We start from the raw sequence: 24,466 nt of genomic DNA on the forward strand, positions 1-24,466 counted from the left end.
CCATGAAACTCGAATCGAAACGAATAGAGATTATCCCTCTAACCCTGCATGAGATGCAGATATTCATTAAATCACGCAGTGATTACGAAAAACATGCAAATCTTACAGTAACGGGAATTGAGACCCCAGAATTTTACAGGGATGAAATTAAAGAAACAATCCAACTTGAGCCTAAATCATGGACTAGCAAAAACAAAGAATACCTATTCCATACTATATGGTTAATGATCCAAAGGGAATCAAAAACAATAGTTGGGCAATTTGTTTTCAACGGAAGACCAAATGAACTGGGTGAAGTTGAAATATTCTTCATGGTAGAACTACCCTATCGTAAGCAAGGGATTGCGACTGAGGCTATGCTTGAAATTATGAGATGGGGTTGTAAGACTAAACTCTTCCGAGTAGTTTATATTGATGCTGATTTACAAAACAAAGCGGCTAAAGCTTCATTAAATAAACTTGGCTTTAAAAAGCAGCCCGACGATGAGGATGGTAATCCATCTAACAGATACTATAAAGCAATTTATCCCACAGAACCTTGTATTGATGACCTTGAAGTTGATCCAATAAAAGAGTGAAAGACATTATCTACATGATTCTTTAAAACTAAATCTGTTCCTTCAAAATATTATCTCATAAATCATTAAAAAATATTTCACGCTGATATCCGCAAAAATGCTATCCTACCTCAATAAAAAAATATTTTTGAAATTTTTTGGCAGGTATAAAAATTAAGTTACCTTTGCAGCCGCTTAACCGATAAAGGAGCGGCACCAAATCATGGCCCGTTCGTCTAGGGGTTAGGACGTCAGGTTTTCATCCTGGTAACAGGGGTTCGATTCCCCTACGGGCTACAAACTTTATTGTTAAGAAGATGGCAAATCACAAATCAGCAGAAAAGAGAAACAGGCAGACTGAAGAAAGAAGAACACATAACAGGTATTTCGCAAGAACTACCCGTAATGCTCTTAAAGAATTAAGATCAACTACCGATAAAGCAGTAGCTACAGAATTACTTCCTAAAGTTTCTTCAATGCTTGACAAGCTTGCTCAGAAAAACATTATTCACAAGAATAAGGCTGCCAACTTGAAAAGTTCTCTAACAAAGCACGTGAGCGAATTATAGAACTCATAATGCCAAAAACATTGAAGCTCCGAATATTCGGAGCTTTTTTTATTTAAACAATTATTAAACTCACCAAATACAACCTTGGAATCATATTTTTTGTATCTTGTTGAATAACAATTTAAATATTTCATGTCAACAGAGAATAAAAACCTAACGATAAAAGATTGGGCGCTTGAGGATCGTCCTAGGGAAAAAATGATTAAAAAAGGCGTTGGAAGCCTTACCGATACTGAACTACTAGCCATCCTTATAAAATCCGGCACAAAGAATGAAAATGCGGTAACAATCGCAAAAAGAATTCTTCATTCTGCAAACGACAACTTAAATGAATTGGGGAAGTTTACCCTTACAGATTTCACCTCAACCAAAGGAATTGGTGAAGCCAAGGGAATAACAATAATGGCAGCATTAGAAATTGGACGTAGACGTAAGTTGGCAGAAGTCCTCAATCGGCCTAAGATTCATTCGAGTAATGATGTGAAGGAGATTTTTCAAGCTCAACTAGCCGATTTGCCACACGAGGAATTTTGGGTTCTATACATGAACCGAGCCAACAAAGTATTAGATCAAACAAGAATAACTCAAGGTGGAGTGACGGGAACAGTTTTCGATATCAAATTAATTATGAAGTCAGCAATTGAGAAACTGGCCTCGTCAATTATAGTATGCCACAACCATCCATCTGGAAACCCAAAACCTAGCGAACAGGATATTCAAATCACCCAAAAGTTAAAAGAAGCTGCACAAATTTTTGAAATATCACTATTGGATCATATCATAGTAACCGATTCCGAGTGTTATTCGTTTGCTGACAATGGAAGTTTGTAACATTAAGGAAATCGACATGTGTCTTTTAATGCTACTTTTACATTTGTTATCCTTAAATCATTTCTTTTATGAAGATTATTCTTTCCTTACTTATGGCACTCTCATTGATTTCTAAAGTATATGCTCAGGATTTATTCCTTTATGAGAGAAAAGAGTTTATAGTTGGAAATGATACTCTTCGATACAGGATCATGTACCCCCTGAACTTTGATGCTAATAAAAAATACCCATTGGTATTATTCCTTCATGGATCCGGCGAAAGGGGAAAGGATAATGAAGCTCAATTAATTCATGGTGGTAAACTTTTTGCTCAAGATGAAATTCGTTCGAATTTTCAGGCAATTGTGATATTCCCTCAGTGCCCGGAGAATGGCTTCTGGGCTAGCACTAAAAGAGAAAAGAACACCGATGGGTCTAACCTATTTGTTTTTAATCCAAATAGCAAACCCACTAAACCAATGGAACTAACAATCAAATTGGTAAAGCAAACACTTAAAGAAAACTACGTAGACAAAAAAAGAATTTACGTTGGTGGTCTTTCGATGGGTGGTATGGGCACTTTTGAAATCCTTTATCGATGCCCAAAGATTTTTGCTGCTGCATTTCCAATATGCGGAGGTGGTAATCCCGAATATGTAGGTAAATATGCTAAAAGAGTAAAAATTTGGGTTTTTCATGGGGCAAAGGACGATGTTGTTCTTCCTGAATATTCTAAAAAAATGGTTGATGCAATTAAAGAGAAAGGCGGGGATGTAAATTTTACGATTTATCCGAATGCCAACCATAATAGTTGGGCCTCTGCTTTTGCCGAACCAAACCTTTTTCCGTGGTTGTTTTCAATCTATAAGAAATAGATTATTTTTCGATTAAATTACTTAGTAATTGAGCAAAATATAGTTTTCTTTTTACTATTTTGCAGTCATCAAACCTTGCATTCAAAGTGTTAACATAAATAGGAGCAATTCCATGATTAAAGTTATTGGCGAAAACAACTCCATACTCAACCAATTTATCGCTGAACTGCGCGATGTAAATGTTCAAAACGACTTTATGAGGTTTCGAAAGAATCTCGAACGAATTGGAGAAATTTTCGCTTATGAACTAAGTAAAGAATTACACTACGAAAGTCATCTAGTACAAACGCCACTAGGCACGGCAGATGTAAATCTTTCTACTGATCAAATCGTCTTGGCTGTAATCCTTAGAGCAGGACTTCCGTTGCATCAAGGGATGTTGAATTATTTTGACAAAGCAGAAAATGCCTTTATTTCAGCTTACAGAAAGTATAGCAAGGATGGAACATTCACAATTCAATTTGAACACCTCTCCTGTCCAAGTGTTGCGGGGAAACTTCTTGTAATTATTGACCCGATGCTGGCAACAGGAGCTTCGATGTTACTTGCTTACAAAGCCATTCTTGAAAGAGGCACACCAAAACACACCCATATTGTTTCTGTAATTGCCTCAAAAGAAGGTGTTGACTACTTGCGAAAAAATCTACCACAAAAAAATGCTACTATCTGGTTGGGCGCAGTTGACGATGAGTTAACTGTTAAGTCCTACATTGTACCAGGTCTTGGAGATGCTGGCGATTTAGCATTTGGTAGTAAAGAGTAATTACTAACTGGCTACTGTAACTGGTTGGTACTTCCAAACCTTTGTTAAATCGTCACAATTTGCCAAAAGCTCCCGAATTGATACCGAAAAGAGAGGGTGCATAAAATCTGGGGCAATCTCAGCAAGAGGAGTTAATACAAATAACCTTTTGTGCAAATAGCGATGCGGAATGACCAAACTTGGTGAAAGCATTACTTGTCGATCGTAAAAAAGAATATCTATATCAATAGTTCGGGCACTATAACCACTTCCATTTCTTTCTCTACCGAGTGTCCCTTCAATAAATGAAATTTCGAGCAGTAATGCAGCAGGACTAAGGTTGGTATCAACCAACAAAACCTTATTTAAGAAATTATTCTCATGCTCAAACCCCCAAGGTTCAGATTCATATAAAGCAGAATACCTAAGAATATAACCAACCCGCTCTGTTATTAAACTTATAGCCCTTTCGATGTAATTCTCTCTATCTCCAAGATTTCCACCCACCACAAAGTAAACTTTTGCCATCTGAAATCGTTATTCGTAAAATCGCTCAAATTTGCTAAAAAAACTTTATTCGTAGCCAATAATAAAATTTTTTATACATTTAGTTCATCAAAAACTAACTGAACACAAATCCGAATTAACCATGAAAAGTTTCTTCAAATATCTATTAGCCACTATTTTAGGCCTATTTATTGGGTCGTTCCTGCTTCTTATCATTTTTATGGGAATAATAGGAGGCATCGTTTCATCATCAGATAAGGCAGTTGAGGTTAAGGAAAACTCCTTACTCTATATCAACTTGAACAAGGAGATTGTTGATAGAGCATCTAACAATCCATTAGAAGGTTTCAATTTTACAAGTTTTAAGCCGAATTCCAATCTTGGGTTAAACGAAATCCTAAAAGCAATTGAAAACGCTAAGGATGATCCAATGATTAAAGGGATTTACATGGAGGTTGATGCTGTTACAGCTGGTGCTGCAACCGTTGATGAGATTAGAAATGCTCTCCTTGAATTTAAAGAATCGGGGAAATTCATTATCAGTTACAGCGATGTTTACAGCCAGAAAGCCTATTTCTTATCAACTGTAGCTAATAAAATTTATTTGAATCCTGAGGGAATTGTTAGCTGGACTGGACTTCGTGCCGAAATTATGTACTACAAGAACATTCTTCAAAAACTTGGGGTAGAACCTCAAATTATTAGACATGGCAAGTTCAAGAGTGCTGTTGAACCTTTTATGTTAGAAAAAATGAGCCCTGAAAATAGAGAGCAAACCAGAACTTATATGGGATCAATCTGGAATCATTGGGTTGATGGAATATCAAAAGCAAGAAACATTACAACTGGAGAACTTAACCGTTTTGCAGACAACATGCTAATACGCAACGGAAAAACATCTTATGAATACAAACTTGTTGATAGTTTAATTTACAAAGATCAGGTTCTTGACATTATGAAAAAGCGACTTGGTATTTCCGATAAAAAAGATATCACATCAGTTGATATTGATGATTATGCAAAAATACCAACACCGTTAAAAGGAAAAGGTCTTTCAAAGGACAAAATTGCTGTTATCTATGCAAGTGGAGATATTGTAATGGGAAATTCCACCGATGGCGAGATTGGCTCTGAGGGTATTGCCAAACTGATTCGTGAGACTAGGCGCGATAGCACCATTAAAGCAATTGTACTTAGGGTAAATTCTCCTGGCGGCGACGCTTTAGCATCGGAGGTTATTTGGCGTGAAATGGTTTTAGCTAAAAAGGTTAAACCCCTTATAGTTTCTATGGGAGATGTTGCTGCATCGGGTGGTTATTATATCTCAGCACCAGCTGATACAATTCTTGCCAACCCAACAACAATTACTGGTTCAATTGGTGTATTCGGAATATACTTCAACGTTCAAGAAGGGCTGAATAAGAAACTTGGCATTAATGTAGAGACTGTAACAACGAATAAACATTCCGATTTTGGCTCAATGTATCGCTCTCTTACTGCAGAAGAACGTGAAGTTGCTCAACTTGGAGTTGAGGATGTGTACCAAGCATTCATTGGACATGTTGCCGAAGGTCGTAAAATTTCAGTAACAAGGGTTGATGAGATTGGACAAGGGCGAGTTTGGAGCGGATCAAATGCTATTGACATTAAATTAATTGATAAATTCGGTGGTCTGAAAGATGCCATTAAAATAGCTGCAGGGAAAGCAAAACTCGTAAATTACAGAGTTACAGAACTTCCAAAGCAAAAAGAACCATTCCAACAACTAATTGAAGATTTTACGGACAAAACAAAAATTTCTTTCATGAAAGATGAATTAGGTATTGCTTATAGCCATTATCACAACCTTATGAATCTATTGTCAAATCAGGGAGTACAAGCACGAATTCCTTATAATATTGAGGTTTATTAGTAAACGTAATATGAATACTGAAAGGGTGCTCCAGTTATGGAACACCCTTTTTTATCAAATCACAAACGTTAAAACTACTATAAGTGATAAATTAAATACCTTTGAAAAGGTTTTGGATAAATAAACATTAAACAATGCTTAACAAGTTAAACATACTCCTTGCGCCCATTGCCTTAATATATGGGCTGATTATAAAAGTCCGAAATTTGTTATTTGACTTTAATATTCTGGAATCTGTTTCTTTCGAAAAGTCTATAATATGCGTTGGAAATCTCACTGTTGGAGGTACAGGAAAGACGCCTCACGTAGAATATCTTATAAAATTATTATCCACCAATCTTAATATTGCAACCCTTAGCCGAGGATATGGGCGAAAAGCCAAAGGTTTTGGTTATGTCTCAACCACATCAACAGCCACGGAGGTTGGGGATGAGTCATTGCAAATTAAGTTAAAATACCCATCGATTCAGGTATCCGTTGATGCGGATAGAGTTAGTGGTATTACTCGGTTAATTAAAGAAAATTCAAATCTCGATTTAATTCTTTTAGACGATGCATTTCAACATCGATATGTAAAACCCGGTTTATCCATTCTATTGATAGATTTTAACCGCCCAATTACCAGCGACTATTTTCTACCCATGGGTCGATTACGCGATAGCGTTAAGGAAAAGAGGCGTGCTGATATTGTTATTATTTCAAAATGCCCCTTAGATTTAAGTCATGAGGCGAAATTATTATTATCGAAGAGGTTGAAATTGAGTTCAAAGCAGAGTATTTACTTTACAACAATGATATACGGCGAACCAATTCCTGTATTCAAAGAATATAGAATTAATCTTGAATTAAAAAAGGAGCAAGAAATTTTTGCTTTTGCAGGAATCGCAAACCCGACTTTTTTCTTCTCTCACCTCGAAAATAAGGCTAATTTAATAGAAAAACACACATTTCCAGATCATTTTGCCTTTACTAAAAATAAAATTTACCCTATCTTTGACTCCTATTTAAGAAGTAAGGCAAATAGTAAAGCAATAATTACAACGGAGAAAGATGCAACTCGTTTACGAGGAATTCCTTCTCTGGATGAAGAATTCAAGAAATCAATATTCTACATCCCTATTGAGGTTAAATTTGTTGATGATCAAGAAATTATTTTTAATAATCAAATATTGACTTATGCTAGAAAAGATTAAAGAAACCACAGCATATATCCAGAGTAAGATTAAAACTACTCCGGAAGTAGGAATTATCCTTGGAACAGGGTTGGGTGGCTTAGTTCGTGATATAAAAAATCAGGAAGTTCTTGAATATAAATCAATTCCTAACTTTCCTTTATCAACGGTAGATGGACATTCTGGAAAATTAATTTTCGGGGAACTTGGCGGTAAAAGGGTTGTTGCTATGCAAGGTCGTTTCCACTACTACGAAGGTTATGATATGAAACAGGTTACTTTTCCTGTTAGAGTACTTAAGTTTCTTGGTATAAAATATTTATTTGTTTCCAATGCAAGTGGAGGTGTTAATCCCAACTTTGAAATTGGAGATCTGATGATAATCAATGATCATATCAATCTTCTTCCAAACCCATTGATTGGTCTAAATATTCCTGAACTCGGACCTCGCTTCCCCGATATGAGCGATGCTTATAGCAAAGAATTAATCGATTTAGCAAAAGATGTTGCCAAAAAGAACAACATCAATGTACAAGAAGGGTGCTATGTAGCTACAACTGGACCAACCTTTGAAACACCCAAAGAGTATCAATATTTCAGAATAATCGGTGGAGATACCGTGGGAATGTCAACGACTCCAGAGGTAATCATTGCTCGTCACATGAAACTCCCAGTATTTGCTATTTCAATTATCACCGATCTTGGTGTTCCAGGAAAAATTGTAGCTGTAACTCACGAGGAAGTTCAAGAGATTGGGAAACTGGCAGAAAAGAAGATGACTCTGATTATGGGAGAGATGATGAAAGGGTTATAGCATTTGACCAAAAATCTTATATACATTCTAGCCTCTTTGGAGTTTCTAAAGAGGTTTTTTATTTTTAGCCCGTTATAGTTTTTCGGCTACAACGCATGTTTTTTTATACTTTTCACACCTCCTTTAGGGTTAAAGCATTCATTATTAAATAATCCCAGCAGCATAGTGAATATTTATATATCATTGCGCATGTATGTATTAACATACTTTCTTGCATCGAATTCACCTTAGTTTAATAGGGTTGTAAAAAGATGCTAGAGCGTTTTAAAAAACATAAGGACATTTTTAAAAAAGATGCTAGAGGTTTTTTAAAAAGATAAGGACATTTTCACAAAGAGATAAGGACATTTTCCTAAAAAGATGCTGAGAGGTTTTAGAAAAGGTAAATACATCTTCCAAAAAAGATGCGGAGAGGTTTTAAGAAAGAAGCGGATAATTTCTATAAAATATCCGCTTCTTTGCTTTGTACCATGCTAAGGGTTATCCCTTCTCGAACTTAAATGTATTGACAGCATCCTTCAGATCCTTCCCGGGGGTAAAGGTAACACTTGCAGATTTGATGTTGTTGGCGGTTACCTTCTTCTCGTCATCGGAACCCTCGCTGCTTATAGAAACCCGGAGGCTTCCAAGGTCGCCTAGCCGAACAATCTTGCCATCGGCAAGGGCATCAGGGATAATTTTTAGTACGGTTACCAGTATGCCCATTAAATCCCCCTCGGAGAAGCTGGAGGTTTCTGATACCCTTTTCGCCAGCTGCTTTAGGGTTAGCTCCCCATCGCTTACCGCCGAAGCGTAATATTTGGGAGCAGCATCCTGTTTCAGAGGGTTTTTTCGAGGAATAACATTAAATTTTAGTGTCATAATCTTTGATGATTTATTTTCTGAAAAGATATATAGTTTTTACAAAAAAATCAATAGGTAGTACGCTTTTATGCAAATATTTGATGTGAGAATATGAAGGAGTATTTATAGATATATCACACCAAGAATGAATAGCTTTCAATTTCTGCTAGAAGAAATATTGCCATACCTCATGCAATAATCTTATTAGGGCTTTTGCTATAAAAGGTAGATTCAAACCAGTATTGTTTCCATTGTGCTATTACTTTATGGGCGGTAAAACTATTTACTCTATACATATAATAGTGTGTTTTGTAATTATAACTTACAAAACCATTAATGCGTATTTAATGTTACTTATATTAACAATTTATTTTTGTTTGCTTGTTGTTTTAAAGTTTTTTATTAATATTGTAATCATTAATATACACGCATATAAAAAATATTACCTATGGGTATACAGATTGACAGGAATACGATTAAAGCATTTATACTAAATGAACTTCCTCCAAAAACAATGTCTTTGGTTGCGGATGCAATAGACGAGGATATGCGCTTGAAAAGAATGTACGAAGATGAAAAATTTGAACTTGATGCCAAACTATACTATGCTAACAAGATGACCCGAACCGATAGGGACAAGTTTCAGCAAAGGCTATTGAAGAAAATGGAACTTTGTAGAGAGGTTAACCAGTACGAGGAGAAAAATACTTCCCCAGAGGAGATCCGCCGAAGAAGAAGTGTCTGCGAGACCGCTCAAAGCCAAGAAATGAATATACCTAAAGCACACGCTATAGGTATGAGCATTAAACGCTGGCTGGTTGCCGCTTCGTTTACGGTGGTGCTTATTGTTGGTGGAGGGTTAGTTTATCATTCTCAAACCGATGATTCACTGGAGAACAGGTTATACACACAGTACTATACCCCGCTTAGCTATAAAAATAACTACGTAATAAATATCAGCTCTTTAAGTCTTGCCAAGCAGAAGTATATGGACGGGGAGTACGCCAATGCCCTACTGCTCCTAAAGGGCTTGCCTTCAACGATAACCATTGAGGCTGAAAGAAACCTGTACATCGGACTATCCTTAATGGAAGTTGACAGCTATAAAGAGGCAGCAGACTACTTCGAAGGGATTCTTGCTAACCAATGTAAACTTGATAATATCCCACAGGCTAAGTGGTATTTGGGACTTTGCTACTTAAAAACAAGGGATAAGGCAAAAGCGATTGATGCCTTTCGAACTATTGTAGATGATAATGGTTATAACCATAATAAGGCTAAACGAATTCTAAAAGAGCTTGGCTATTGATTTTCGTTCCCTGAACGTAAAGAGCAGTGCCAGAATTATTCTGTAAAGCGTTCCGAACTTTTTAAAAGTTCGGAACGCTTGCATTTAATCGGCTTGATGGATGTGAAATTCTACAAGCAAAACGCCGATAGGTTTTTCAGACCCTATCGGGTTTTCCTGTTAGGCATGACCTTCCAGCGTCGCCAGATCTGGAAGAGTCGGGGAGCGTTAACCCGTCATCGCGAGCCTCGTTCTTTGAGGCGAAGCGATCTGTCAACACACATGGGGTTAGCTTTGTAGGTCTCACATGTTCGGATTGCTTCGCAAAGAACGCTCGCAATAACGACAGGTTACAGCTGGCTTACAATTCTACCCACCAGCCTCCTTATCACCCTCCGTTTCCAGATAAGGAGGGTTAATGCTACAATTATGGTAACGATGAGGATTATTCTTTTTAGATACCAGTAATGGTAAAGCGCATGCTGATTTCCGTTTACCACTATACCCGTCCAAAAACGGGGGGATATAAAAACCTGATTCTCCTTTTCGAGGTACTCCAGCTTGGCAAGCCTCAGTGCCTCATCCTTCCGCATCCCCTTTAGCAGGTTCAGGTAGTAATCGTTTAGTATATCGTTTATTGATCCGCCGTAGGCTACCCACAGCGACATTACCACCGATTGGCTGCCAGCAAACATAAAGCTCCTGCTTATGCTCATTACCCCTTCCCCTTTGGATAGCTTCCCCGATCCTGAGTTACATACACCCAGCACAACCATCCGTGCTTTCAGCTGCATGTTGTACACCTCCCATGCGTACAGGTAGTCATCGTCAGTGGAATCGGTTGGAGCGGACAGGGCTAGCTTCGAGTTGGCGGGGTTAAGGGTATCCTCCAACCCATGTGCGTAGAAATGGATAATCCCGTACCTACCACAGAACTTTCTAAAATTCTCTTCTGTAGCTTTACTACCTGTTAGCGATTTCCCGAAAGTTAGCAGGGCAATTCTTCTTACATCGCTTAGTCCCTCGGGAATACTTCTCAGCGAATCCTTTGAACCTTTGTAATCGGGCGCAATTCCCAGATAATCGGGTGAACCTCTGTGAATGCTACTCAGGGAATTGCTGTAAAGCGTGGCGGAGTAAGCGTAGCCTATGGGGTATTTTCGTAGCAGGTACGATTCCTTTGCATAGTTGGGTTTATCGCTCACCCGATACGGCTTATCAATAAGCGCATCGAAGGAGATAAGATTCAACCTCCCATCTGGAATTATTAGCAGATTTCTATTCTCAAGCAGGGATTCAACTGGGTAGATTAACTTTTTGTAAAGTGTATATGCCGCATCCCTATACATGTAGTAATCCGAGGGGTAGGGGCTGCGTAGATCTGATATTAAAAAGTCAAGCCCTGAACGAAAGGTACTATCGGTTTCCTGCTTTACAAGTAAAAAAGTGTCCTTGGTAATGGCAAAGGTATACAGTGTGCTATCGCCCAGAACGTACTCAAGAATAGCCTCCTTTTTGTCCATAACTCTTTGCAACTGCGGTATGCTAACCACTTGGTTGCTATACTTTTGCCTATAGTATGCAGGGTAATTACTCTCAAGTCGTTGCATTAGCCCCTCAAGTTTTTGCGTTAGAAAAAACTGCTGTTTATTCCACCCTTCTATTTTTGCTCTGTTGGGGCGTTCCATCTTGCTTTCATCCCCCACCTGCATTCTAAGGCTGGCTATCTGCTGCTTTACCTTTCGTTCATTATCACTTATGCTATCGGGTATTCCTGCAACCCCCTTTGCCATCTCATCGTTCTTCAGCTCCCTTAGAACGGCGTACTTGCTGTACTCGGCATATCGAAAGGCTATGTCCATGTACTTAGAATCACCTGTAATTTCGTGCAGCAAATTTGCAATCCACACCATCAGTAGGTGTGTTTCGTGTTCCTTTGCAGCAAGCTGTAACTTTGACCCCTCGTACAAGTAGCCAGTACGTAGCCGCTCGGTAAGGGTAGCAGCCAGTTCAAGCGTGGCAAGGGCTGCTTTAAGGTTTTCATTCCTGTTTTTAGATTCTGATAATTTTTTTAATGCTTGTGCTTTTAGTTTTAAAACATCCAACAAATCCATATCGGGGAGCACATCTGTATTTGGATTAGAATACACTGAACTATCATTAAAATTATTAATCTTGGATATTAAAGATTTTTGGTAGTACTCTAGTGCTTGCTTGTATTTACCATTACGGTAAAATAGCAGTCCGTTATTTTTCAAACAAAAAGAGGTGTAGAGGTGTTTGTTTCCTAGCGTATTAATTATAATTCTATATGCCCTTTGGTAAAGTTGTTCACTCTTTGAAAATTCGCCTATTTCAGAATAAAAAAGGGCAAAGTTCATGTATGACATTGCGGTCATGTAGTGGCTTTCGCCAAATTCCCTAGTATTACATTCAATTGCTTTTTTAAAACAGTAATTGGCTCTATTCAAACTATCCAACTTTTGGTAGGTCAGCCCGCAATTATAATAGGTTTCACCTACACCTCCTAGTTGATTTTTTTCTGCAAGCTGGATGCTTTTTAGATAGCTCACCCTAGCAAGGTTGTAATCTCCTAATTTACGATACGCATACCCAAGATTATGATAATTATCAGCCATGTAGCGGTATTTCTTCACATCATCACTTTTTTCAAGTATTGATAATGTATTCTCGAAATAGTAGATAGCCTTTGCGTAATCGCCCCTTAAAGAGTAAATATTGGCAAGGTTATCGTTGATTAGTGATATGTAATAGCTTTCAGAGGTTTTTTCTATTGCTTTTTTGTAGAAATCAATAGCCTCGCTTAAATTTCCCTGCTTTTTATATACTAACCCAAATAGATTATACACTCTGAAATATTCAGGTTTAGTGTCACTGGTCATTTTGTCCTTTAACAAAAGAATTTTATTCAAATCCTTTATAGCATTGATATAATCCCCAGCTGTATAGTAAACCTTACTGCTATCGTAAAGTATATTTATATAACTGGCATCAGTAAACTGCTGCGCTTTTATCTCCTGTAGGTTAAGGACAATACATGCTAATAGTAAAACAATAAAACTGAGTGCCAAAGAATTACATTGTAATTTAAAAGAATTCATTATTATTGTCCAAATGTTCCTTAGTTGGAACAAAAATAGACTAATTGTTTAATTTAAAATGCAAAATCATGAAAACACTAAAAAAAATGAAAGAAAAGAAGGCAATAAAAGGATTCAGAATTCTCAAAGCAAAGGAGCTAATGCAAATCAGGGGGGGGGATGAAACTCAAAAAGATCATCTTCTTTAACAGGTACAAAAGCAAACGAAATGTTTAACTAAAAACACATGATTATGAAAACTCTAAGAAGAAACAAAGAAAAAAAAATGGTAAAAGGGTTTAGAACACTTAACGCGAAGGAATTGCTGCAAATCAGGGGTGGTGACGTTGACGGAGCTCCAACCCAAAAAGATATTGAAATTCATTAGCAGTAAAAAATAAAAATAAACTAAATGTTTAACTAAAAACTTATGATTATGAAAACGATTAAAAAAAGAAATGAAAAGAAAATGGTTAAAGAGTTTAAAACTCTTAAGGTAAAGGAACTATCAGCAATTAAGGGTGGTGAAGGAGCTCCAATTCAAAAAGATGGTGAAATTCATTAGCAGTAAAAAATAAAAATAAACTAAATGTTTAACTAAAAACTTATGATTATGAAAACTCTAAGAAAAGGAAAAGAAAAAAAAGCATTAAAAGGGTTTAGAATCCTTAAAATAAAAGAATTGTTGCAAATCAGGGGGGGGATACTGCTCCTATAACCCAAAAAGATATTGAAATTCATTAGCAGTAAAGAACAAAAACAAACTAAATGTTTAACTAAAAACTTATGATTAGGGTAAGGCGGAGCTGAAATTGGGCTATTATACCAATTGGAAATACTCTTTTGAGCAAAATAAAAGGCTGCCTAATTTACTTTTTAGGCAGCCTCTTATTTATATTACCATTATATTACCCTTGGGGTGGGGTTCTGGGTAGGGCTTTTTTAGTTTTTAGCTAGTGCTTTACAACCAGCTGTTGCCTATATACATTCTTCCCATCGGTTATTTCAACCACGTAAACCCCATTGTTTAGATTACCAACTGGTAGAGTAACCGTCTCACCCGATTTGTTTAGCGTAGCTTTTAACGCTCCAAAGCTATCTAAAACACGGATTGTATAGGCTTTCGTTGAGATGTACTTTGAGGCTAGAGCCGTTGTACCTGTTGAACCATTACCCATTGAAGAGGCATTATCTGCGCTACCAATTGTTAACGTAATATTATCCGATGCTGGATTTGGGGAAATGGTAAAACCGTAGTAGCAGGGATCTTCCGCAACCTCCCCATGGCTAATCCCAGAAACCCCGCAGGCGTTCACCTCTGCAACATCCACGTAGTACACATGTCCGCAGTTGTTCAGCTGCCTCTGGAAAATAACGCTGGTGCTGGAGGTAGTATATTTCAGTTGTCCATCCAGATACCATTTGTAGGTGTTAGCGGTAACCACACCATCAATGGTGGCTGTAAATCTTCTTGGTGGCGCATCAAATTCTATGGCAATAGATCCCGGTACTGGCGAGCCAACAGTAACATAGAATGGGGAAAGGGTAGTACTAGCACAGGTAGAAGAAAGGGTTGCTTGAACTTGACCCAGCCCACTTCCAACGGCTTTATAAGTAGTTGGACTTCCCGTTGGGGACTGGGAATACAAATTGGAGCTAGCATTCCATAATACCGAGCAGCCTGAAGGCAGGTTATTTACCGTAAAAGCGCTACCCGATGAGCATACAAGGGTAGGACCAGTGATAGCTGCAATTGTTGGTTGAGCTCCCACCCCAACCGCATACCAAGCATTCTCTACCAAATTCACAAGAAGCCCATTTTGACCAGAGCATAGCGTACGGGCTGCATTGGTCATTGCAGTACGGAGTTCTGGAAAGGTTGAAATATTATCGAGGTAGTTATTGTAAACCGCCTCTATAATCAAGTCTTCCGCCCTATCCATACCCATTCCGCTTACATTATAGCTATTCCCAATACCATTTACTCCAATACCCCCGTTAACCAGCAGGTAGAACCAGTGGGAGAAAACTCCCCCCTTAACGTACATATTACCCCCATTGTACTGTGAGGTTAGGTAGGTGTTTGCCGTCTGGTAGTAAGCACCCGGATCGTTTGTATCCTGAAGATTTCGTACACAGGTGTTGCTCCTCATTACCTGCTCGCCTATCCGCCAAACATCATTGGGGCGAATACGGTACTCAAATATTGCCCCCCATATATCGCTTAGCCCCTCGTTCATGGCTCTTTGCTCCCCTATACTACTCCACTCCGTTTGGAAATAGGTGATTCCATGCCCGAATTCATGCCCTATCAGATCAATACTACCAATGGGTTTAAAAACAGAAGCACCCTCTCCATACTCCAAAACTTTCTTAACCCGATCCCAGTACGCGTTATCCCTATCTCCAGCACCGTCTTGATATTTTATGCAGGCATTAATAGGAAATCCTGCATTATCGAAACTGTTTTTCTGGTATGTGGTATTTAAATGGTCATAAATTTTCTGCAACGCCCAGTGCACATCCAGCCCCATATCCCTATTGTCGGGCGACAATTCCGCTTTGCTCCAGTAGTTATTGGCATCGGTAATTTCAATTGCATTATCAACATTTGAAGTGTTATTGCAATTTTTGGTGTGGATGGTAGCCCCACGGGAAAAATCCGCAAGGTTGTAGGCGTTATTGTAGAATTCCGTTGCTGCCTGCTGCGTGCTGTAGTAGCGGGTCTCGAATGTTCCTGTAAAGGCGCTATCGAACCGCTGCTCCGTGGTCACCACCCTGCCCGTGTGGGCATCCACGTAGCCCATCTCATCATTATTTTTATGATCTGATATAAGGGTAACCTTGTAGGTAAGCATTGGGGTAGTAATGGTATCGTTACCCTTTAGGGTTACCACCTCCTTTATGATTAGAGCAGATGTAAAATCATCCACGGAGGATGCAGGGATCTCCTTGTAGCTGGCAAAAGCTAGCATAGCCTCCTTGGGCGTAATGGATGGGGTTGTACTCATACCTCTGATTGGCACGTAATGGCCGTGGGCAAAGTACATCCTGCCGTTCTGGTAGTGGAAGTTATAGCCCGCACCATCCACCTTTACGCCCCTGTAGTACTGGTCGAAGTGCTGGTGGGTGAACCCCTCACGATCCTGCTTATGCGGCACCTCGGTAAAGCCATTGTCTGGCTTTACCTTTAGAAAGTTTTGGAAGAATTCTTTGGAGTCCGTTGGAATGCCCAATTTTAGATCGGTGTTGAACTCGGCACTTTTTACAACACCCCCTTTGCTGTAGGTAACGGTTGGCCTATCAACGCTCTGAGCGTAGCAGTGCATTATAATTGGTAAACCTGCAATTAGTGTTAGTAGTAGTTTTTTCATCAGGTAATTATTTGGTGTAACTTATTGTATACGTTTTAAAATATATACATCAAACATTGCATCAAACCAAGGACTTATATCCTTGGCAAGGATGTTATTCCTGTCGGAGAACTTAAACAGGGATTTTTCCCATATTTCCATTCCATCTGATTCATCGTAAACAGTGCGTATATTAAGAGTAGAATCAGCTATATAGTAAATGGTATATTTCATCTTTTTATCCAATGCATCGTATAATCGATAAACACCATTGGGCAAAAACTCCCCGTAGCTCCCGCTAGGTTTAACTTTTATTGTACCCATACCTCGCTTTTCTATAAGTATCCATTTACCAAGGATGGCTTTCGCAGGGTCGGTTTCGAGGGACTCTTGTTTGCAGCTAAGGAGTGTAAACAATACAATTCCACACAGAAGTAAAAAAAGTTTTAAGGGTTTCATTTGTTTAAAGTTTATAAATAAATTATTTCAATGCTTCTTACGTTTATCTTTATTAGAGGTTATTGCATACGTCTTAAAACAAATACGTCAAACCAAGCATCAACCCAAGGGCTCATGTCTTCAGTAAGAGTATTATTTCTATCAGAAAACTTATATAAATATTTTCTCCAAATTTCCGTTCCATCACTTTCATCGTATATGATACGCACATTTAATGTAGAATCAGAAAAAAAATACGGGAAACTATTTACTTTACCATCTATGGCATCATAATGCTTAACAATACCGTTGTTAAAAAACTCTGTATAGCTTCCGTTAGGTTTAATTTTTATTGTACCCATACCTCGCGTTTCTATAAGTACCCATTTCCCGAGTATGGCTTTCGCTGGGTCGGTTTCTAGATGTTCTTTTTTGCAGCCAAGGAGTGTAAACAATGCAATTACGCACAGTGTTAGAGAAAATTTAGAGGGTTTCATCCGTTTAAAGTTTATAAATAAATTATTGCAATACTTCTTACGTTTAGTTTTATTAGAGGTTATTCAATGCGTTTTTCAACGAATACATCAAACATGGCATCAGCCCAGGGGCTCATATCTGTGGTAAGAATGCTATTCTTATCGGAAAATTTAAACAAATACTTTTGCCATAGTTCCGTTCCATCCTCTTCAAAGTATGCAATACGTACATTGAGAGTTGAATCGGCGAAATAATAAATCGTATATTTCATTTCTTTGTCTAGGGCATCATAACGTCTCATAATACCATCTTTCAGGTATTCTATATAGCTCCCGTTAGGTTTAATTTTTATTGTACCCATTCCTCGCATTTCTATAAGTATCCATTTCCCAAGGATGGCTTTCGCAGGGTCGGTTTCAATCGGCTCATCATCACAGCTACTAGCCATAATGGCAAGTATGCTGCATAGAAAAATTAGCTTTGTAAAGGGATTCACTATCACAGAATTTATTTTATTTCAATTTATATTTTAATCCTATTACCAAAGAAAATCCATAGTGCCTCATGTTGCTACCTTCAAAGTAGTCAGGGTTCGAAAATTTAGTAAAACTATGCCTATAGATTATAGAAGAAAATAACGCCAAATTATCATATAATCCATAACCTGCTCCCAGCTCAACCAATCCACCTAAATCAAATTTTGAAACACTCTCTTTAACATCAAATGTTTTGCTCCCAATAATATTGCCATCAATATCAAAAACTGGTAATGTTGTTCCTGCTTTTAATAAAAGGGAAGGGGAAATGCCTATTTTAACAAACCCATTATACTTCTCAGATATTTTGTATCCAAACTTTAGCGGTACGCTCACATAATCGTAGTAGAATTTAAATGCGTAGCTTTCCTCAATAGTATTACCCATTATTACCTCCGTGGAAATCATTTTGTCTCTAAATCCTTGTTGGCTGTAAAGTACATCAGCCCCTACAGAATATTTAGCTGAAAATTTATATTCATAATTTAACCCGATCATAATTCCAGGTCTAAATTTCCTGTTGTTGAAAGTAGCATCAGAAGTAATATTTGTCAAATTTAATCCACCATGGATACCTATAAATTGTAATTGTCCAGATACATTAATTGAAATTAGAGACAGAATAATTAAAGCGAATTTTTTCATAGTTAAAGATAGTTATATGTGTTTTAATACAAATTCATAAAACATAGCATCATCTCAATGCTTCATCTTCGGTAAGAATCTTGCTCCACTAATTGCTGCTAAGATCATAAGGATTAATTTAAAGTTCTTTAGTCTGTTATAGTTTTTCGGCTACAACACAAGTTTTCTTAAATTTCTTCACCTCACCATTTGGATTGAAATATTCGATATAAACGACATAAATCCCTATGGGTAATCTTTGATTCTTGTTATCTAGCCCATCCCATGTAATTGTCCCTTCTGTACTAATTAAAAGATTAGAAACCAACCGTTTAATTTCTCTTCCCTCAGAATCAAAAATCCTGATATTAGCAACAGAACCCTCGTTAGGAAGTTTAAATGAAATTAGTAGATAATCGTCTTTTCCATCACCATCGGGAGAGAAGATCTCAGGGGTAAGCACAAATTCATCATCTTTTTTAGAGGGTTCAACCCATTGAGAATTTTTATAAGTGGGCGTTGCAAAACCAACCGTTTGTGCCGCTGAATGCCATGTTGATGAACTAGATGATTCTAATTCGGGGTTAATTCTTTCGAGAGATACCCCTTTAAAATCGTTTAACAACTTGGAGTGTAAGTTCTCAAAATAATGAAACTCGTCAATTACCTCCAACTCCTTATTCAGGAGAACCACATGATCTTCATCGTTATTAAAAGCAGCCATACTTGATGCAGTAACAAATGCTTTATTATTTTCAGTATGATAAAACATCTTTACTAAACTAGGGTTGGTTGTTATTACTGCATAACTTTGAGGGAAGAACAACTTTGAGGTGTCGGTAACACTATAAACCTGTTCTAACTTATTTGTAGTGCTATTTCTATTGGATTGCAAAATCTTACTTAAATCAAAAGTTCTATTTGATCGATTATAAATCTCAACAAAATCAACACCCCCTGTATTAGGATTAAATAGGACTTCATTTATTACAATATCATTCCACACAGGAGTTTGAGGTAAGGTAAAGGGTACACAATCACCAATAAAATGATTACCCGAAAAATCGGTTAAGTTTTCGCTAAAGCAGAGATTGTAAAGATTATCTGCCGAAATTGGTTTTTGTAATTCTAATAACACTTTCGAGTAGCCATCTCCCACAAGAGTAGCATTTGAAGGGTTTCCCATTTCGTTATCGATATTATAAGAATTAGTATAGGTGAGCATCAAACTATCCATTGGTTCTGAGAATTGAAGTATTATTTTGCTATCGTCAACAACCTCAAGTGATAGTAATTGTGGAGAGGTAATATCAGGATTCGTAGCCGCTACTGAGTTAATCGAACAAGGTGTTCCACCTTGTGGAGAAATTGATGCCCTCCAATTATTTTCCCCCTCCATAAGGTTGTGAAAATCGATTTTTTCTAATGACCAACCCCCTTCTTTTTTTTGCTCATCATCATACCAGCTATCGCTATAGCTAACAAGCGAGATAAGTGAACCTCCTGAATCGATAAGTTTTAGGGTCATACCACTATTTAGCAGCGCAGGAAAACTTGTCACTCCAATGGCATTGCCATACATACTCATAGTATTAACAGCACTTGTTGAACAGAGTATAGCATATTGGTTGGGAAGAATAGAATCTGCGGGTAAATTCAATGAGTAACTATTAAGGCATAGTTTCCATCCTTTAAGTGAAATTGTATCGGTTGAAGGGTTATAAAGTTCAATGTATTCGTATTGTGGCAACCCCCTTGAAGGGATAGGGTTAGTCATAACTTCATTGATTACAAGGCGACCAAAAGTTCCCTGCTGACCTAACCCAAAATAGATACTATCCCTAATAGATAATCCATTTAGATCTTTCACCCCATTAACTCTGAGTTTCAGTTTTCCGAAAGGTAATTTATCAGTTTTAAGAATTACCTCTTTGGATTTGTCAATTGATTTTGTTGCGCTTATAATATTTATTTCGTTCCTATTCTCATCCTCAATAGTATAATTTGCTTTTTTTGATGCATTATCAGAATTAATTTCTTTGGAGAACTGAACGCTAACAGTATTCAAATTAAAGGCTTTAACAGAAACGATAACTGGTGGGTAATCGGCGTTACATATACTTAAATCATCAAACCAAAGTTGCCCTGCTCGTGAAGTAGTATAATTGAAAACTAGACCGCTCCAACCCATTGTTGAATGGATAAAACTCTTACATATCCCTCCCAAAACAGGATAAGGATTATCCTTGGTAGAGTACCATAATTTCCATTCACCCTTTGGGGTTAATTCTACCCTCACAATCACCTCATTGTCTGCCCCCCAACAAAAAGAAGTATTTAACAACAATGTTCTAACACCTTTATCGGATCTCCATAACATCAAAGAATTAGAGCCTAATGATGGGTTGACTCCAACAAAAAAACCTGATATTGAATCTGATACAAGAGCCAAAGTGTCTGCCATCAAGGCAAAGCAAAAATAATTATCAGAGGAAGAATTCCAATTTCCATTTCGTAATGTAAAATTCCATTCAATCGGTTTTTCACCAATTAAAGGGAAGTTAACGGGAATTGATAGTATGCTTGCCCCAGAATTCAAACTTTGCTTGTGCTGTAGTGATTTTAAGTCGTTTATTGGTGAAATTGTTGATACCGTCCATTGGTCGCCTCCTTGCCAACTTTGATTTAATATGTTTTCAAAATTCTCATTCACCAGACAGTTATAATCCAATCCACAGTAAATTTCATCGGAAAAAGAATCACCCAACTGTTTTCCACTCACTTTAAAACGGTAAGTTCCTATTTTATCTAACTTTATATCACTCCATTCACTGGAACCAGAAATTAAATCCTGACTAATACTCGGACAAGAAAATTCCCCAGACCCATAATCTAAAAATAGAGTTAATTGATCATTGTAATCATTATCAACACTTCCAAATGCATCGGTTGCAATGACTTTTAGCGAAAAAAGTTGCAAGGGCTCAACAATGAAAGGCGTTTTTGCAACCTTCAATGAGGTGGCTTCAATATCAATTTTACACGGTGAACCATAAATTGTAGAGTTAAAATTACCGACAAAATCAGTTCCAGAGGTTGATGCCTCCCATCCATGGTTTGCTGCTGGAATATAGAACTGGAAAGGGAAATTATCATCCACTCTACCTTTTGTTAAAAATATCGAAATAGATAAAGAAATGGTATCACCATTAGAAATAACTAAATTTTCAGGTTTAGGTAAGATCTCAAAAACACCATCACTCAGAGAATACGACTCAATATCTATTTGTTCACCATTTGCCTTAATAACAAATCCGGCAATCTGTTCATTTAAACGCTTTGCATTCAATGGGTCAAAACAAAATAAGGTAATTTTTGAAGGTATTAAAGGCAATCCATCCGTACTTCCTCCATCAAAAATATTGAATCCAATAACCTCAACAGAATTCTCAGCATTAGTAATAGTACTTTTTATTGATACGGGATTTTGTGGTGTTGATAATGGAATAATCCCACCATCTGAATCCCCGCAAGTTATTAAAGATGATGAGTTACTTTTAAGTGATATTGAAGACGCTAGCATAGAGAAACGTTCGGGGACACTATATGTCAACGCGTTATATGTACAAACGCCAGAAACAATTGGGGGTGTTGAACCTGATGGAATTGATAATAGTCCGGTTCCTGTAAAAAGCGATAAATTTGCTATTCCTGAAAAATCCTTATCCAAATTTCCATTGCTATCCGTGGCGTTAAGCGTAATGCTAAAGGGTTGCTGAACGCCAACCCTTGTTGGTGTTGAGGAAAACTTTAACTGGGTTGCAATTACATCTACCCAAAAAATATTGGAAAATATCTGTTGTGGAAATATCGATTTAAATGTTGAACCCAGAGGATCGGCTGTAAAACCATGATTAATTGCATCAACCTTAAATTGTATTTTTTGATTATCGGTTAACCCCTGATCTTTTAAATAAACGTAAATACTAATATCTTTATACTCTCCATCAGAAATAATAAGGTCTCCAACTGAAAATGTAAAGTAACTTGTTTTGATATCAGGTTGAGAAATATTTATAGGCTTGCCGTCAACCACAACCAGAATTCCCTCAATCGATTTTAAGAGCGAAGCGGCATCAGCCATCTCCACCCTACTTATTTTAATATTCTTAACAATAGTTGGAACTCCATCGGTATTCCCTTGATCATAAATTGAAAATCTTATTACTTCTACTGCCCTAGCAGGAAAACTTGAAAGTGAGGATATTGCTATTCCAGCAGGTTGACTCACTGACTGGTTTACTGTAGATGTAGAATCGTTTAAAACGTTGATTTCATTCGAAATAATTTGCTTAAAATCTGATGAATTTGCGCTAATCTTAAACGTCCCTCTACTACTATAATTCAAGTCACTCCAGGTCGCTATACCTTCAAGCGGTGTTTTGGTTAAACCCGATGGTGCTGAAAGAGTGCCTGTTCCTTGTGAAAGTACTACATTAATTGGATTTGTAAAATCCTTATCTAAATTTCCAGAATCATCTGTTCCAGCAATTGAGATAGTAAATGGAGCATTTTTACTGACATTGGATGGGGTTTGCTGAAATTTAATATTAGTTGCTTCAACGCTTACCTTAAATTTATTGGATATAATTTTATGCGAAAAGATATTTGCAAAATCAGATCCTGAAACACCTCCCTCAAAACCATGATGAATAGAATCTACCATAACCCTCAAAGTCGATCCGTCAACTAAATTATTTTGTTTCAAAAAAAGGCTAAGCATATACTCCTTTGCTTGTCCATTCGGAATTAGAATGGCTGTTGAATCTACCTCAAGGCTAATTTTTTCCTCTGTTATTACTTGGTTAAGTATTGATACTTCACCATTTAAATCCCTAAGTCTAACACCACCTATCGTATTTACCCAACTAGCAGGAGTGGAAGTAGCAGCTTTTTTGAATTCCATTTTTTTCACCCTTGTGGGCTCATTGTCTAGAATAGAATTGTCTTTTATCTGAAATCTCAACACATCTACTGCAATAGTCGAATTATTTGTTGATGATGAAATAGATCCTGCATTAATTTGCGTAACTGGATTAAGAACCTCTGATGTAAGGTCATTATTATTCAATGAACTATAATTCAAGAGGATATCGTCAACCCAAAGAAGTTGATCGCCAGAGGAGCTATAATTATAGCATATCCCGAAACAGTTAAAATCCGAATGATTATTGTCTATTACACTCCCATAACTAATTAGGCTTGAAAACGTACCCGTAATAGATGCTTTAAGCGTAAAAGTGCCATTAGCCTTCCGCTCTACTTCAATTGCTCCGGCATTTGTTTTGCCTATCTGAGTTTGCCAATTTAGAGTAGATGTTATTATTTCTTGAGGAATGCCATTATCAACACGCCAAAGTTTGAGCAAATCGTCACTACCCGTTAGGTTTACACCTACGGCATATCCAGAGTATGCTCCACCTGACTGCATCTGGCTAGCATCATGATCGGACATTAACATTATCCACCATCGATTCGATGATGAAGGATCATACCCATGACGTACTCTAATCTGCCAAGTAACAGAACCTCTTAGGGGATTCCATGAAGGTAAAGGTGCGGATATCCTATCCATAGCATCGGTGGAATTGTTGAATGTATGTTTTAATGAGTAACTCCCACCCAAAGGAGAAGAAGTAGATGCAGTCCAACGCAAGTCAGGTGATTGCGTCCATTCGGTTAGATTACCAGATTCAAAATTGTATGATACCTGCGAAGAGCAGATCATCGGTAAAAAGGACAATAGCAAAAAGGAAAACTTTTTCATCATAAAAGAAAATAACATTAC

At 37.4% G+C, this 24,466-nt stretch carries 19 protein-coding genes and 1 tRNA gene; 11 read left to right on the forward strand and 9 right to left on the reverse strand.

Features of this window, described 5'->3' with window-relative positions:
- Positions 1-2: 2 nt before the first annotated feature.
- The 6 genes from HOO91_09105 (at position 3) to upp (ending at position 3,574) form a co-directional block, all read left to right on the forward strand.
- Positions 3-578: a GNAT family N-acetyltransferase gene (locus tag HOO91_09105; protein ID NOU17704.1), complete on the forward strand. Its 576-nt coding sequence runs from the start codon at positions 3-5 to the stop codon at positions 576-578.
- Between the two features lie 204 nt (positions 579-782).
- A tRNA-Glu gene (locus HOO91_09110) sits at positions 783-854 on the forward strand.
- A 20-nt stretch (positions 855-874) separates the two neighbouring features.
- Positions 875-1,126: a 30S ribosomal protein S20 gene (locus HOO91_09115; protein ID NOU17705.1), complete on the forward strand. Its 252-nt coding sequence runs from the start codon at positions 875-877 to the stop codon at positions 1,124-1,126.
- Positions 1,127-1,258: 132 nt separating this feature from the next.
- Complete coding sequence (gene radC, locus HOO91_09120; protein NOU17706.1) at positions 1,259-1,957, forward strand: DNA repair protein RadC; 699 nt, start codon at positions 1,259-1,261, stop codon at positions 1,955-1,957.
- A gap of 68 nt (positions 1,958-2,025) precedes the next feature.
- Positions 2,026-2,811, forward strand: coding sequence for a prolyl oligopeptidase family serine peptidase (locus HOO91_09125; GenBank protein ID NOU17707.1), 786 nt, complete (start codon positions 2,026-2,028; stop codon positions 2,809-2,811).
- Between the two features lie 112 nt (positions 2,812-2,923).
- Complete coding sequence (gene upp / locus HOO91_09130) at positions 2,924-3,574, forward strand: uracil phosphoribosyltransferase (GenBank protein ID NOU17708.1); 651 nt, start codon at positions 2,924-2,926, stop codon at positions 3,572-3,574.
- 3 nt (positions 3,575-3,577) lie between these two features.
- Here upp and folK read toward each other — a convergent pair whose 3' ends face one another.
- Complete coding sequence (folK, locus tag HOO91_09135; protein ID NOU17709.1) at positions 3,578-4,081, reverse strand: 2-amino-4-hydroxy-6-hydroxymethyldihydropteridine diphosphokinase; 504 nt, start codon at positions 4,079-4,081, stop codon at positions 3,578-3,580.
- A 121-nt stretch (positions 4,082-4,202) separates the two neighbouring features.
- On the opposite strand from folK, the gene sppA reads away from it, so the two are divergent.
- The 3 genes from sppA to HOO91_09150 all read left to right on the forward strand — a co-directional run bounded on the left by sppA (position 4,203) and on the right by HOO91_09150 (position 7,958).
- The gene (sppA, locus tag HOO91_09140; GenBank protein NOU17710.1) at positions 4,203-5,972 is read left to right on the forward strand and encodes a signal peptide peptidase SppA; all 1,770 of its coding nucleotides are present in this window, start codon (positions 4,203-4,205) and stop codon (positions 5,970-5,972) included.
- Between the two features lie 134 nt (positions 5,973-6,106).
- Entirely contained in the window at positions 6,107-7,165 is a 1,059-nt protein-coding gene (gene lpxK, locus HOO91_09145) for a tetraacyldisaccharide 4'-kinase (protein NOU17711.1), read from the forward strand.
- The gene (locus HOO91_09150) at positions 7,149-7,958 is read left to right on the forward strand and encodes a purine-nucleoside phosphorylase (protein NOU17712.1); all 810 of its coding nucleotides are present in this window, start codon (positions 7,149-7,151) and stop codon (positions 7,956-7,958) included. The genes lpxK and HOO91_09150 overlap by 17 nt, the downstream gene beginning before the upstream one ends.
- 480 nt (positions 7,959-8,438) lie before the next feature.
- On the opposite strand, the gene HOO91_09155 is transcribed toward HOO91_09150, so the two are convergent.
- Complete coding sequence (locus tag HOO91_09155) at positions 8,439-8,819, reverse strand: DNA-binding protein (GenBank protein ID NOU17713.1); 381 nt, start codon at positions 8,817-8,819, stop codon at positions 8,439-8,441.
- 430 nt (positions 8,820-9,249) lie between these two features.
- On the opposite strand from HOO91_09155, the gene HOO91_09160 reads away from it, so the two are divergent.
- Positions 9,250-10,110: a hypothetical protein gene (locus tag HOO91_09160; GenBank protein NOU17714.1), complete on the forward strand. Its 861-nt coding sequence runs from the start codon at positions 9,250-9,252 to the stop codon at positions 10,108-10,110.
- Between the two features lie 329 nt (positions 10,111-10,439).
- Here the strand turns inward: HOO91_09160 and HOO91_09165 are convergent, their stop codons facing one another.
- Entirely contained in the window at positions 10,440-13,181 is a 2,742-nt protein-coding gene (locus HOO91_09165) for a CHAT domain-containing protein (protein NOU17715.1), read from the reverse strand.
- A 445-nt stretch (positions 13,182-13,626) separates the two neighbouring features.
- Here HOO91_09165 and HOO91_09170 point away from each other — a divergent pair, with 445 nt between their 5' ends.
- The gene (locus HOO91_09170; protein NOU17716.1) at positions 13,627-13,755 is read left to right on the forward strand and encodes a ComC/BlpC family leader-containing pheromone/bacteriocin; all 129 of its coding nucleotides are present in this window, start codon (positions 13,627-13,629) and stop codon (positions 13,753-13,755) included.
- A gap of 388 nt (positions 13,756-14,143) precedes the next feature.
- Here the strand turns inward: HOO91_09170 and HOO91_09175 are convergent, their stop codons facing one another.
- The 6 genes from HOO91_09175 to HOO91_09200 form a co-directional block, all read right to left on the reverse strand.
- On the reverse strand, positions 14,144-16,564 hold the full coding sequence (locus tag HOO91_09175; protein ID NOU17717.1) for a T9SS type A sorting domain-containing protein: 2,421 nt from the start codon (positions 16,562-16,564) through the stop codon (positions 14,144-14,146).
- A 21-nt stretch (positions 16,565-16,585) separates the two neighbouring features.
- Positions 16,586-17,002: a hypothetical protein gene (locus HOO91_09180; GenBank protein NOU17718.1), complete on the reverse strand. Its 417-nt coding sequence runs from the start codon at positions 17,000-17,002 to the stop codon at positions 16,586-16,588.
- Between the two features lie 59 nt (positions 17,003-17,061).
- Positions 17,062-17,478, reverse strand: coding sequence for a hypothetical protein (locus HOO91_09185; protein NOU17719.1), 417 nt, complete (start codon positions 17,476-17,478; stop codon positions 17,062-17,064).
- A gap of 59 nt (positions 17,479-17,537) precedes the next feature.
- On the reverse strand, positions 17,538-17,954 hold the full coding sequence (locus HOO91_09190) for a hypothetical protein (GenBank protein NOU17720.1): 417 nt from the start codon (positions 17,952-17,954) through the stop codon (positions 17,538-17,540).
- A gap of 16 nt (positions 17,955-17,970) precedes the next feature.
- Positions 17,971-18,639, reverse strand: coding sequence for a PorT family protein (locus HOO91_09195; protein ID NOU17721.1), 669 nt, complete (start codon positions 18,637-18,639; stop codon positions 17,971-17,973).
- Positions 18,640-18,775: 136 nt separating this feature from the next.
- Positions 18,776-24,448: a hypothetical protein gene (locus HOO91_09200; GenBank protein NOU17722.1), complete on the reverse strand. Its 5,673-nt coding sequence runs from the start codon at positions 24,446-24,448 to the stop codon at positions 18,776-18,778.
- Between the last annotated feature and the right edge of the window lie 18 nt (positions 24,449-24,466).

The organism is Bacteroidales bacterium (assembly GCA_013141385.1).
Lineage (GTDB): Bacteria > Bacteroidota > Bacteroidia > Bacteroidales > Tenuifilaceae > UBA8529.